At 73.2% G+C, this 13,040-nt stretch carries 10 protein-coding genes; 9 read left to right on the forward strand and 1 reads right to left on the reverse strand.

Annotation, left to right across the window (positions count from 1 at the left end; all coding sequences use genetic code 11):
- The first annotated feature begins 5 nt into the window (after positions 1 to 5).
- Both AB0F89_RS05040 and AB0F89_RS05045 read left to right on the forward strand, forming a co-directional pair.
- On the forward strand, positions 6 to 3,245 hold the full coding sequence (locus AB0F89_RS05040; protein WP_367133024.1) for a S8 family serine peptidase: 3,240 nt from the start codon (positions 6 to 8) through the stop codon (positions 3,243 to 3,245).
- A 69-nt stretch (positions 3,246 to 3,314) separates the two neighbouring features.
- Positions 3,315 to 4,259 (forward strand): N-acetylglucosamine kinase, encoded by a 945-nt coding sequence (locus AB0F89_RS05045; protein ID WP_367133026.1) that lies wholly within the window; start codon positions 3,315 to 3,317, stop codon positions 4,257 to 4,259.
- 151 nt (positions 4,260 to 4,410) lie between these two features.
- Here the strand turns inward: AB0F89_RS05045 and AB0F89_RS05050 are convergent, their stop codons facing one another.
- Positions 4,411 to 5,043: a DUF3159 domain-containing protein gene (locus tag AB0F89_RS05050; protein WP_367133028.1), complete on the reverse strand. Its 633-nt coding sequence runs from the start codon at positions 5,041 to 5,043 to the stop codon at positions 4,411 to 4,413.
- A 125-nt stretch (positions 5,044 to 5,168) separates the two neighbouring features.
- On the opposite strand from AB0F89_RS05050, the gene AB0F89_RS05055 reads away from it, so the two are divergent.
- From AB0F89_RS05055 to AB0F89_RS05085, 7 genes are all read left to right on the forward strand, one after another.
- Positions 5,169 to 6,392: an ROK family protein gene (locus AB0F89_RS05055; protein ID WP_367133030.1), complete on the forward strand. Its 1,224-nt coding sequence runs from the start codon at positions 5,169 to 5,171 to the stop codon at positions 6,390 to 6,392.
- 10 nt (positions 6,393 to 6,402) lie between these two features.
- Entirely contained in the window at positions 6,403 to 7,731 is a 1,329-nt protein-coding gene (locus AB0F89_RS05060; RefSeq protein WP_367133032.1) for an extracellular solute-binding protein, read from the forward strand.
- 2 nt (positions 7,732 to 7,733) lie between these two features.
- Positions 7,734 to 8,714: a carbohydrate ABC transporter permease gene (locus AB0F89_RS05065; protein WP_367133034.1), complete on the forward strand. Its 981-nt coding sequence runs from the start codon at positions 7,734 to 7,736 to the stop codon at positions 8,712 to 8,714.
- Entirely contained in the window at positions 8,711 to 9,619 is a 909-nt protein-coding gene (locus AB0F89_RS05070) for a carbohydrate ABC transporter permease (protein ID WP_367133036.1), read from the forward strand. The genes AB0F89_RS05065 and AB0F89_RS05070 overlap by 4 nt, the downstream gene beginning before the upstream one ends.
- Positions 9,616 to 10,887 carry a 6-phospho-beta-glucosidase gene (locus tag AB0F89_RS05075; protein ID WP_367133038.1) on the forward strand — a complete coding sequence of 424 codons (1,272 nt, stop codon included), beginning with the start codon at positions 9,616 to 9,618 and terminating at the stop codon, positions 10,885 to 10,887. Before AB0F89_RS05070 ends, AB0F89_RS05075 begins: the two co-directional genes overlap by 4 nt.
- Positions 10,884 to 11,885, forward strand: coding sequence for an N-acetylglucosamine kinase (locus tag AB0F89_RS05080; protein ID WP_367133040.1), 1,002 nt, complete (start codon positions 10,884 to 10,886; stop codon positions 11,883 to 11,885). Before AB0F89_RS05075 ends, AB0F89_RS05080 begins: the two co-directional genes overlap by 4 nt.
- 151 nt (positions 11,886 to 12,036) lie before the next feature.
- Positions 12,037 to 12,801 (forward strand): SGNH/GDSL hydrolase family protein, encoded by a 765-nt coding sequence (locus AB0F89_RS05085; RefSeq protein WP_367133042.1) that lies wholly within the window; start codon positions 12,037 to 12,039, stop codon positions 12,799 to 12,801.
- Positions 12,802 to 13,040 lie beyond the last annotated feature (239 nt).

Genomic DNA, 13,040 nt, shown 5'->3' on the forward strand with positions numbered 1-13,040 from the left:
TTGCGATGACATTCCACCGCGCGGTGTGGGCGCCTGCCGCCGCACTGCTCGCCTCGCTGCTGGTCGGCGCTCCGGCGTCCGCCGGCCCCGATGTCGGCCCCGGCGCCGGCCCTGAGGCCGAACCGCTGCCCCCGGTGTCGGCCGACCACGTGCGCGGCGGGTCGTCCGAACGGGCCGGGTCGGCGCTCGACCGGGCCACCGGGCCGGTCACCGCGTTCGTCGAGCTGACCGGCACCCCGGCCGCGCGGGCGTACGGCGACGAGAAGGCCCGGGGCGGCGACCCGGCCGGCGCGGCGCGCGAGGCCCGGCGGCACGTCGACGCGCAGGTCGACCGGGTGCTGGAAGCGTTGCGGCACAAGGGCTCCGCCACCCGCGAGGTCGCCACCACCCGCAACGCGGTGCCCGGCGTAGTCGTCACCGCCGACGCCGCGAGCCTGCGCGGGCTGGCCGCGCTGCCTGAGGTCCGGGCCGTGCGGCGGACCGTGCCCAAGACCGTGCGCAACGCGGGCGCGGTGGAGCTGACCCGCGCCGCGCAGGTGTGGCGGGACACCGGCCGGCACGGCGAGGGCCTGCGCATCGGCATCGTGGACACCGGCATCGACTACACGCACGCCGACTTCGGCGGCCCCGGCACCACCGCCGCCCACGAGGCCGTCGACCGCACCGCGCCGTGGACCCCGAACGCGAAGGTCGTCGGCGGCCACGACTTCGCGGGCGACGACTACGACGCGATGACCCCGGAGCTGGCCGTCCCCGCGCCCGACCCGAACCCGCTGGACTGCCACGGCCACGGTACGCACGTCGCCGGCACCGCCGCCGGGTACGGCGAGGACGCCGACGGAACCACGTTCACCGGCGACTACCGGGCGCTGACGCCCGAGGCGGTGGCCGGGATGCGGATCGGCCCCGGCGTGGCGCCGAAGGCGTCGCTGTACGCGTTGAAGGTCTTCGGCTGCACGGGCGCCACCGAACTCGTCGGGCCGGCGCTGGACTGGTCGCTCGACCCGGACGGCGACGGCGACTTCGGCGACCACCTCGACGTGGTGAACCTGTCGCTGGGCACCGACTTCGGCGCCCAGGACGACCCCGACAGCCTGTTCGTCCGCAAGGTCGTGGAGCACGGCGTGGTGGTGGTCGCGTCGGCGGGCAACGGCGGCGACTTCTACGACGTCGGCGTCTCGCCCGCGAACACGCCCGAGGCGTTGGCGGTGGCGAACACCCGCGACGCGCACGTGGTGCTCGACGGCGTCGAGGTGGCCGGGACGCGGCGGGCCGGCCAGTACGGCAAGGACTACACCGGCTACGACTCGCTGGACCTGGAACTGCCCGTCGCGCCGGTGTCCGACCAAACCAACCTGGACGGGTGCGCGCCCATCACCGAGGACCTGACCGGCCGGTTCGCCTGGCTGGAGTGGGACGAGGACGACGCGACGCGGGCGTGCGGCTCGGCCGTGCGGACCGACAACGCCGAGGCGGCCGGCGCGGAGGGCGTGCTGCTCACCACCACCGCCGACAACTTCAAGGCGGCCATCGCGGGCAACGCGGGCATCCCGGCGTTCCAGTTCACCAGGGCTGCCACCGAGGCGCTGCGGCCCGCGCTGGCCGACGGGACGCTGGAGGTGCGGATGCTCGGCTCGCTGCGCAACGCCGTGCCGAACACGACGCCCGCGCTGGCCGACACGCTGACGCCGTCGTCGGCGCGGGGCGCGCGCGGGGCGACGGCGGCCAAGCCGGACGTGGCCGCGCCCGGCGACACGATCACGTCCGCCGCGTCCGGCAGCGGTGACGGTTCGGTCAGCATGGGTGGCACGTCGATGGCCGCGCCGCACGTGGCGGGCATCGCCGCGCTGGTCCGCGAGGCGCACCCGGAGTGGACGGTCGAGGAGGTCAAGGCCGCGATCATGAACACCGCGCGCGGCGACGTGACCGACGGCGACGACCACACCACCGGGACGCCCGAGGCGCCCATGCGGGTCGGCGCGGGCCGGGTCGACGCCCTGGACGCGGTGCACGTCGACCTGCTGGCCATGGTGCGGGACGAGCGGGGCGCGGTCGGCGTGTCGTTCGGACCCGTCGGCGCGGCGGCCCCGATGTCGGTGGCGAAGACGGTCGAGGTGGTGAACAAGTCGTCCCGGCCGCGCCTGGTGTCGGTGTCCTACGAAGCCGCGACGACCGTGCCCGGCGCGCGGTTCGACGTGTGGCCGACGACGCTCGTCGTGCCGCCCGGCGGGTCCGGGACCACGCGGGTGACGCTGTCGGTCGAGCCCGACGAGCTGCGCAAGGTGGCCGACCCGACGGTGGCGAAGGAGCAGGCGGGCGTGGCCAGGCAGTTCCTGGCCGAGGCGTCCGGCCGGCTGCTCGTGCGGTCCGGCGACACCGTGCTGCGGGTGCCGGTGTACGCCGCGCCGGAGCCGGTCGCCGACGTGGAGGCGGTCGACCTCGGCGCGGGGGCGCTGGAGCTGCGGGGGCGCGGGCTGGACCAGGGCGAGGGCGACGAGGCGTACCGGTCGCTGCTGAGCGCGTTCGAGCTGCACGGGTCCAGCCCGCGGCTGCCGGACTGCGGGGGCGAGGTGCTGGTCGACTGCGCGGTGAACGAGTCGGCGCGCGGCGGCGACCTGCGGCACGTCGGGGCGGCGGCGGCCGACGGGGTGCTGTCGTTCGGCGTGGTGACCTGGCACGACTGGGTGACGCTCGGGGTGGCGAACAGCCCCGGGATCAGGATCGACACCACCGGCGACGGCGTGGCCGACTACGCCGTGGACGCGGTCAAGCCGACCACGTCCGACGTCGTGACGGCCGACGTGTGGCTGGCGCGGACCGTGCGGGTGGCCGACGGGGTGGTGGTGGACGAGCAGCCGCTCAACGGCCGGTACGGCGACGTGGACACCAACGTGATGGACACCGACGTGGTGGTGCTGCCGGTGACGCTGGCGGCGTTGGGCATCGACCCGGCGGCGACGAGCGCGCGGCTGGCGTACACCGCCGTGGTGACCGGGCAGTACACCCCGCCCGGCGTGCTGGACGGGCTGGTGGACCGGATCGACGCGCCGATGTCGTTCGACCCGCTGCGGCCGGGGCTCGCGGTGGAGGGCTCGGTGTCGTTCGTCGCGGCGCCGGGCGCGGTGCTGCGCGTGCGGCGTGACGCCGGGGCGTCGGCGTCGGACGGCGCGGACAGCCTGCTCCTGCTGCACCACCACAACGCGTCGGGCGACCGGGCGCAGGTGATCGCACCGAGCGCACCGTGACGCGGACGGGGTCCGGCACAACCCGGTTGGGTGTGCCGGCCCCGGTGCGCGCTGGGCATACTCGGGCGAATGGGTTTCGTGGTGGGTCTGGACGCGGGCGGCACGAGCACCCGGGCGTTGGTGCTCGACCTGGACGGCACCCGGCTGGGCACCGGGGTCGCGGGTGGCGCCAACCCGAACTCGCACCCGCCGGAGCTGGCCGCCGGGCACGTCCGGCAGGCGTTGACGGCGGCGCTGGACGGGTTGGACGCGGCGAAGGTCGAGGCCGGGGTGCTCGGCATGGCCGGGTCGAGCAAGCTGACCGACCCGGCGGTGGCGGCGTTGTTCGAGCAGGCGTGGCGCGGCGCGGGGCTGCGCTGCCCGATGCGGGTGGTGACGGACTGCGAGGCGGCGTTCGCGTCCGGCTCGGCGGCGCCGGACGGCACCGTGCTGGTGGCGGGGACGGGGTCGATCGCGGCGCGGATCGCGGACCACGGGCTGGTGTCGACGGTGGGCGGGTACGGCTGGCTGCTCGGTGACGAGGGTTCGGCGTTCTGGCTGGGGCGGGAGGCCGTGCGGGCGACGCTCGTCGCGTTGGAGCGGGAGGCGGTGGAGCGGGGCTCCCTGGACGACCTGTCGATCGCCGTGCTGGCCCGGGCGGGCGTGCCGGACGGGCCGCCGCGCGACCGCTGGCGCCGGTTGATCACCGCCGCCAACGACGCGCCGCCGATCGCCCTCGCGACCTACGCGCCCCTCGTGACGTCACACCACACCGCGCCGTCCGCCGACCGCGTGATCACGTCCGCCGTGCGCGTCCTGGCCGACCTGGCCGAGTCGGCCAGGCCCGCCGGTGACGACACCCCCGTCGTGCTGATGGGCAGCCTCGTGCACGCCCACCCCCTGGGCGCCCGGTTGCGGCGGGAGCTGGCCGCCCGCACCACCGCCCCCGTCACCGTCGCCACCGAGGGCGCCGCCGGCGCCGCCTGGCTGGCCGCCGTCACCCTCCACGGCCCCACCACCCCCCGCCCCCACTAACCCGCGCGAGTCGAACACTCGCGTCCCGCGAGTCGAACCTCCAGGACCCCCGAGTTCAACATTCAGGGCAGTTTGCCGGTGACCTGAGTGTTGAACTCGGGGGTCCTGAGTGTTCGACACGCGGGACGTGGAGGTTCGACTCGCGCGGAGATCACGAGCGGGGGTGGCGGAGGCCCGGGTGGGTGGCGGGGAGGGTGCGGCGGAGGACGTACCAGCTCACGGCGATGCAGGCGACCTGGAGCGGCCAGGTCAGGGCGACGCGCATGATGCCCAGCAGGACGACCTCGCCCGCCAGCCAGAGGGCGCCGAAGACGAGGACGCGCAGCAGGTACTGGCCCACCCACGGCCACGAGGCGTAGCGGTAGGCGCGCAGCAGGTCCGGGTCGCGGCGCCAGCGGAACTTCTGGCCGGTGACCAGCCCCACGACGACGCCGAGCAGCGGCCAGCGGACCACGATGGACGCGGCCCACACCAGGGTCGAAGCGGCGTTCAGGAAGATCTGCACGAGGAAGAAGTCCTCGGCCCGGCCGGTCTGCACCGCGACGTACGCGGCCACGACCACGAGCGACACCGACACCAGCAGGGCGCGCGGCCGGCTGCCCCGCACCAGCCGGACGACACCGACGACCACGCCGCACGCCACGGCCGCCAGCGCGCCGGCCATCACCGAGTTCCCGCCCAGCAGCCACCCCACCACGAACGCCAGCGGCGGCAGCGAGGCGTCCAGGGCGCCACCCCGCCCGCCCAGCAACGAGGCCAGCGACTCCTGACGCGTGTCGGTCATGCCTCCAGGGTGCCTTAGGCCTGCCTAACCCAGGTAACGGACCCGTGTCGCCCCATTGACCGCCGTGAGGCCCGTCACTACCGTCATCCCGAAATCGTCTGGAAAGTTAACAGACAGGAGTGCCGATGCGAGCCGGGAGCCCGAGGCTGCTGCGCGAGATCAACGACCGCGCGGCCATCGAGGCGCTGCTCCGCAGCGGTCCGCTGACCAGGGCGGAGCTGGAGGGGATCATCGGCCTGTCCAAGCCGGCGACCGCGCAGCTCCTGACCCGACTGGAAGAAGAGGGCACGGTCCTGCGCAACGGCCTGCGCGGCGGCGGGCGCGGACCGCGGGCCCAGCTCTGGACGGTCAACGGCGCGCTGGCCCACGTCGCCGCCGTCGACCTCACCCCCGACTCGGTCGACATCGCCATCGCCGACATCTCCGGCGCCACGCTCACCGAGCACCGCGCCCCGATGCCGCGGACCGACGTGCTGGAGGCGTTCCGCGGCGCGTTCACCAAGGCCGTCACGCAGGCGGGCCTGACCACCGACGCGCTGCACCACGTCGTCGTCGGCAGCCCCGGCGCGGTGGACCCGGCGACCGGCGGGCTGAACTACGCGCCGCACATGCCGGGCTGGGCCGACCTGGACATCCCCCGCGAGCTGGCCGCGCTCCTCGACACCCCCGTCACCGTCGAGAACGACGTCAACCTGGTCGCGCTGGAGGAGATGATCGCCGGCCGGGCCGTCGGGGTGCGGGACTTCGTGCTGCTCTGGCCCGCCGACGCGGTCGGCGCGGCCGTCGTGGTCAACGGCGTGCTCATCAGGGGCGCGACCGGGGGCGCGGGCGAGATCGACGCCATGCAGGTCCCCGACCACGCGCACGCCGACACGGGCACCGCGCGCACCGGCAGCCGCTACGGCGAGCTGCTGGACAGCCCCGCCATCGCCCGCCTGGCCCGCGCGCACGGCGTCTCCGCCCGCACCGGCCAGGCCGCCGTGGCGAAGGCGCTGGGCGAGGGCCCGGCCGGCCGGGAGTTCCTGGTCGACCTGGCCCGCCGGATCGCCACCGGCGTGGCGAACGTGGTCGCCGTGCTCGACCCCGAACTGGTGCTGCTCTCCGGCGGGATCGCGCAGGCGGGCGGCACGGCGCTCGCCGACCTCGTCGCGGCCGAGCTGCGCCGCCTGGTGGTGCCCCGCACCCCCGTCCAACTCGCCCTGGTGACCGGGAAACCGGTGCGCTCCGGCGCGCTGCACTCCGCGCTGTCGGTCGTCAGGGAACAGGTGTTCGGTCTGCCCGCCGCCACGACCGAGCCCTTCCGCGGTCCGAACCAGCAGGACGCGACCGCACCGAGCACGTCGAGATGAAGGAGAGCACATGCGCAAGCTCCACCGCGCAGCGTTGCTGTGCGTGGCCGCGGCGGTGTCCCTGACCGCTTGCGCGGCGGGCTCCGGCGGGAACACCGGGCAGTCCGGGCCGGCGGCGGCCCCCGGCCGGGAGGACGCGTTCTCCCTGACCGTCTGGAGCAACTACTCCGGCCGCGAGCAGGCCGAGGTGACCAAGGCGCTGGAGAGCTTCAAGGAGAAGTTCCCCAACGCCGAGATCAGGCACGAGGGCAGCCAGGACGACGACAAGATCACCGCGGGCATCCGCGGCGGCAACCCGCCGGACGTGGCCATGTCGTTCACCACGGACAACCTCGGCCAGTTCTGCACCAGCGGCTCGTTCCAGGACCTCGAGCCCTACATCGAGCGGGACGGCGTCGACCTCGGCCAGATCCCGGACGCCGTGCGCTCGTACACCGAGCACGAGGGCGACCGCTGCGCGATGCCCCTGCTCAGCGACGTCTACGGGCTGTACTACAACAAGGACATGCTGGCCGAGGCGGGCATCACCGAGCCGCCGAGGACGACGGCCGAGCTGCTGGACTTCGCCAAGCGCACCACGAAGAAGGCGGCGGACGGCTCGATCGAGGTCGCGGGCTTCGTGCCGACCATGCTGTTCTACGCCAACCGCCCGCCGATCTGGGCGCCGAACTTCGGCGCGAAGTGGGAGACCCCGGACGGCAAGTCGGGCCTGGCGGCGCCGGAGTGGGCCGCGATGCTGGAGTTCCAGAAGGAGCTGGTCGACTTCTACGGCTACGACAACCTGGAGCGGTTCCGCGCCGGGCTCGGCCAGGAGTACTCGTCCGACCACGCGTTCCACCGGAAGAAGATCGCCATGATGATCGACGGCGAGTACCGGACGGCGTTCCTCGAGGACCAGGCTCCGGACGTGCGGTTCGGCACCGCGCCGTTCCCGGTGGTCAAGCCCGAGCTGTACGGCACCGGCTTCACCGCCGGGACGATCATGGGCGTGCCGAAGGGCGCGAAGAACCCCGGCGCGGCGTGGGAGCTGGTCAAGCACCTGTCGTTCGACACCGACACCATCGTGGACCTGGCCAACGGCATCAAGAACATCCCGAGCACGAAGGCCGCGCTGGCCGACCCGCGGCTGGAGGTGGACGAGAACTTCAGGACGTTCATCGACCTGGCCGGTTCGGGCAAGCTGCAGGGCAACCCGGTCACGCCGATCGGTGACGCGCACATCAAGGCGGTCGGCGACTTCGCCACGTCCTGGCAGGCGGGCAAGGTGCCCGACCTGATGGAGGGCCTGCGCGAGGTCGACCGGGACATCGACGACCGGATCGCGAAGAGCGGCAAGTAGGGATGACGGCCACGCTGGACCGCGTGGGCGCGACGCGGACCGCCCCGGCCAAGGGGCGGTCCCGTTCCCGCGCGCGCCACCGCTTGACCGTGCTGGCGCTGATGGCGCCCGCGCTGGTGGGTTTCCTGCTGTTCTTCGGCTACCCGCTGGTCGCCACGATCGGGTTCTCCTTCACCAGGTACGACCTGATCAACCCGCCGGAGTGGGTCGGCTGGGAGAACTACGCCTACATGTTCTCCGACAAGCTGTTCCGGACCGCCGTGCACAACACGCTGTGGTTCGTCGTGGTGCTGACGGTCGCGCGGGTCGTCTTCGCGCTCGGCGTCGCGTCGGTGATCGCCCGGCTGAAGACGGGCGTCGGGCTGGTCCGGACGCTGTGCTACCTGCCGTCGCTGGCGCCACCGGTGGCGGCCACGCTGGTGTTCTTCCTGGTCATGCGGCCCAACGGCGGGCCGCTGGACGCGTTCCTCGGGTGGTTCGGGATCGAGGGGCCGCTGTGGTTCGCCGACCCGGCGTGGGCCAAGCCGGGCATCGCGGCGGTCGTGCTGTGGGTGTCCGGCGACCTGATGATCATCGTGCTGGCGGCGATCCTGGACGTGCCGCGGGAGCAGCACGAGGCCGCGGAGCTGGACGGCGCGGGCGTGGTGCGGCGGTGGTGGCACATCACGCTGCCGACCATCTCGCCGGTGCTGCTGTTCGGGGTGGTCAACTCGATCGTCCTGGCGCTGCAGCTGTTCACCCAGGCGGTGGTGGCCGGGTCGGCGGCCAGCGGGTCGGCCGACGTGACCGGGTCGACGAAGGTGCTCGGCTTCCCGGAGAACTCGACGCTGACGTTCCCGATGTGGCTGTACACGCAGGGCTTCCGGTACTTCGACATGGGGTACGCGGCGGCGATGGCGACCGTGCTGTTCGTGATCTCGTTCGCGGCCACGGCGGTGCTGGTGCAGCGGATGCGCAGGGCGTCGCACCAGGAGGAGTCATGACGGCGGGCACGGCGGGCACGGCGGGCTCGACGGGATCGGCGGGTGTGGCGGGCTCGGCGGGCTCGGTGGTGGCGGGTGTCCGGTGGCGCAAGGCGCTGGAGTGGGTGGCGGTGCACAGCCTCGGGTTGGCGCTGGGGCTGATGTTCGCGCTGCCGGTCCTGTTCGTCTTCCTGACCGCGGTGATGTCGGACGACCAGGCGTTCACGAAGGACCTGTGGCCGCGCGAGTGGCACTGGGGGAACTTCCTGGAGGTGTTCGACAAGGCGCCGCTGCTGGGGTACCTGGGCAACAGCCTGTTGTACTCGCTGCTGGCGACGGCCGGGATGCTGCTGTCGTCGGTGCCGGCGGCCTACGCGCTGGCGAAGTTGCGGTGGCGCGGGCGCAACGTGGTCTTCCTGCTGGTGGTGGCCGCGATGATGCTGCCGCCGCAGGTCGTCGCCGTGCCGCTGTACGACACGTGGTCGAGCCTCGGGCTGACCGGGACGCTGTGGCCGCTCATCGTGCCGTACTTCCTGTTCGACGCGTTCAGCGTCTTCCTGCTGCGGCAGTTCATCCTGACGATCCCGCAGTCCTACGTGGACGCGGCGCGGGTGGACGGTTGCACCGAGTTCCAGGCGCTGGTGCGGGTCGTCGTGCCGATGGCGCGGCCGGGGATCGCGGCGACCGCGCTGTTCTGCTTCCTGTACACGTGGAACGACTACTTCGGACCACTGCTCTACACGAGCGAGAGGCCGGACCGGTGGACGCTGTCGTTGGCGCTGTCCTCGTTCAGGGGCATGCACCACGTGCAGTGGAACCTGGCGATGGCCGTCACGTTGCTGATCATGATCCCGGCGGTGGTGCTGTTCGTGCTCGCGCAGCGCTCGTTCGTCCGGGGCATCACTTTCACGGGGGTCAAGGGGTGAAGCTCACCGTTGTCGGCGGCGGGTCGACGTACACGCCGGAACTGGTCGACGGGATCGCGGGCCGGCGGACGAGCCTCGTGGTCGACGAGATCGCGCTGGTCGATCCGGACGCCTCGCGGCTGGAGGTGGTGGGGGCGTTCTCCCGGCGGTTGCTGGAGCACGCCGGGCACCCCGCGAGGGTGACGACCACCTCGGACCTGGAGGAGGGCGCCGAGGGCGCGTCGGCCGTGTTGTTGCAGCTCAGGGTGGGTGGCCAGACGGCACGGGCGTCGGACGAGACGTTCCCGCTGGTGTGCGACTGCGTCGGGCAGGAGACGACCGGCGCGGGCGGCCTGGCCAAGGCGCTGCGGACCGTGCCGGTGGTGCTGGACATCGCCGAACGGGTGCGCGCGGTGGCCGGCGAGGACACCTGGATCGTCAACTTCACCAACCCGGTCGGGATCGTGACGCGGGCGCTGCTGCAGGCCGGTCACCGCGCGGTGGGGCTGTGCAACGTGGCGATCACGTTCCAGCGGTGGACGTCGGCGCTGCTGGGCGTCGAGCCGGAGTCGGTGCGGCTGGAGCACGTCGGGCTCAACCACCTGAGCTGGGAGACCGGCGTGTTCGTGGACGGCGTCGACCGGTTGCCCGAGCTGCTGGACCGGCACGGCGACGCGCTCGGCGAGCACGTCGGGCTGCCCGGGTCGTTCGTGCGGCGGCTGGGGATGGTGCCGTCCTACTACCTGAAGTACTTCTACGAGCACGACGAGGTCGTGCGGAAGCAGAAGACCGAACCGCCCAGGGCCGAGGTGGTGGCCAGGGTGGAAAAGGAGCTGCTGGACGTGTACGGCGACGTCGGGGTGGTGACCAAGCCCGAGCAGCTGTCGCAGCGCGGGGGCGCCTACTACTCGGAGGCGGCGGTGCAGCTGGTGCACGCGCTGACCGGCGGCGGTGGCGCGGAGCAGCACGTGGTGAACGTGCGCAACGGCGGGACGCTGCCGTTCCTGCCGGACGACGCCGTGATCGAGGTGCCCTCGGTGGTGGACGGCGGTGGCGCCGTGCCGCTGCCCGTGCCGCCGGTGCCGCCGTCGGCGGCGGGGTTGATCGCGCACGTGACCGGTTACGAGCTGCTGGCGCTGGAGGCGGCGGTGCGGGGCGGGCGCGACCGGGTGGCGGACGCGCTGCTCGCGCACCCGTTGATCGGGCAGCACGCGGTGGCCGAGCGGCTGGCCGACGAGCTGGTCGCGCGCAACGCCGACTTCCTGCCGTGGGCGAAGGGGATGGCGTGACGGAGCGGGTGCTCGCCGTCGACGGCGGGAACAGCAAGACGGCGATGGCGCTGGTGGACGTGGACGGGCGGGTGCTCGCCCACGTGCGCGGGCCCGGCGCGTCACCGCAGAACGTGGGGTTGGAGCGGAGCCTGGAGGTGTTCGGCGAGCTGGTGCGGGAGGTCGCCGAGCTGGCGGGGGTGGGGGGTGGCCAGGTCGCCGCGCACACGGCGGCGTACCTGGCCGGCGCGGACCTGCCCAAGGAGGAGGACGACCTGCGCGCGGCGTTCGAGGCGCGGGGGTGGTCGGCGACGACGGTGGTGGGGAACGACACGTTCGCCCTGCTCAGGGCGGGGACTGCGGACGGCGTCGGGGTCGCCGTGGTGTGCGGCGCGGGGATCAACTGCGTGGCGGTCGCGCCGGACGGGCGGACGCACCGGTTCCCGGCGCTGGGGCGGATCTCGGGTGACTGGGGCGGCGGCGCGCACATCGGGTCGGAGGCGTTGTGGCTGGCGGCGCGGGCCGAGGACGGGCGCGGCGAGCCGACGGCGTTGCTGGACGCGGTGGTCGCGCACTACGGCACGGCGACGGTCGCCGAGGCGGTGCAGCGGCTGCACTTCGAGGAGGTCGAGTTCGACCCGCACGTGCTGTGCCCGCTGCTGTTCGAGGTGGCGGCGGGTGGTGACGCGGTGGCGCGGTCGGTGGTGGACCGGCTGGTGGAGGAGGTCGAGCTGCTGGCGCGGGTGTCGCTGACCCGGCTGGGGCTGCTGGCGGAGCCGGTCGACGTGGTGCTCGGGGGCGGCGTGCTCACCGGGACGGGCGGGGTGGTGGTCGACGCGGTCGCGACGAGGCTTCGGGAGTCCGCACCGGCGGCGCGGGTGCGGGTGGTGGACGTGCCACCGGTCGTCGGGGCGGCGCTGCTCGGGCTGGACGCGCTCGGCGCGTCGCCGGGGGCCGAGGTGCGGCTGCGGACGGAGTACGGCGTTGGGGGTGATGTGCGACTCACTCGGTCGGGGTAAATGCGGTGAACCACCCCATTGCCGACATCCGTTCACACCGGCGAGTGACACCTTGGTAACAGCGTTGCCAACCCGTGGTGGCGTCGGACGGACGTGGCGTTGCATTCTGGTCTGCGCGGTCATGGGGGTGTCGCGCGGAGCGGAGGGGACGATGCAGGGATTGGACAGCTTCGTCGCGGTGGGGGACAGCTTCACCGAGGGCATGGACGACCCGGCGCCCGACGGCACCTACGTGGGGTGGGCCGACCGGCTGGCGGGGATGATCTCGGCCCGGCAGCAGGGCTTCCGGTACGCCAACCTGGCGGTGCGGGGCAGGATGCTCCAGGAGATCGTGGACGAGCAGGTGCCGCTGGCGGTGGCGCTGCGGCCGGGGCTGGTCACGCTGTGCGGCGGCGGCAACGACATCCTGGTGCCCGGCAGCGACGCGGACGCGTTGGCCGAGGTGTACGAGATCGCGGTGGCCGACCTGCGGGCGGCCGGCGCGGAGGTGCTGATCTTCACCGGGTTCGACCCGAAGCACACGCCGCTGCTGCGGTCGTTGCGCGGGAAGATCGCGATCTACAACAGCCACCTGTGGTCGGTCGCGGACCGGTACCACTGCAAGGTGGTCGACCTGTGGTCGATGTCGGTGCTGCACGACCGGCGGGCGTGGAGCGAGGACCGGTTGCACCTGTCGCCGGAGGGGCACCGGCGGGTGGCGCTGCGGGCGGCTCAGGTGTTGGGGTTCGAGACGGAGGAGGAGTGGAACGCGCCCTGGCCGCCGTTGGTGGGCGAGCACTGGATGACGCAGCGGCGGCAGGACTTGAAGTGGGCGCGGGAGCACGTGGTGCCGTGGATCGGGCGGCAGCTGCGCGGTGAGTCCATGGGTGACGGGGTCGTCCCCAAGCGCCCCGAACTCCTCCCCGTCTGCGACTGACCCGGCGCGAGTCGAACCCTCACGCCCCGCGTGTCGAACGCTCACGTCGGGCGAGTCGAACGTTCGCGTACCGCGTGTCCTACGTTCGGGACGTGAGAGTCCTACGTTCAGGGCGCGAGAGTCCTACGTTGGGAGTGCGAGAGTCCTACGTTGGGGATCGGTGAGTTCTACGTTCGGGTTCGAGGTCAGGGGTCGGGGAGGGTCCGGCTTGATTTGACATGGGGCCCTTACGGGCACCC

It is taken from the genome of Saccharothrix sp. HUAS TT1 (assembly GCF_040744945.1).
Taxonomy (GTDB): Bacteria; Actinomycetota; Actinomycetes; order Mycobacteriales; family Pseudonocardiaceae; genus Actinosynnema.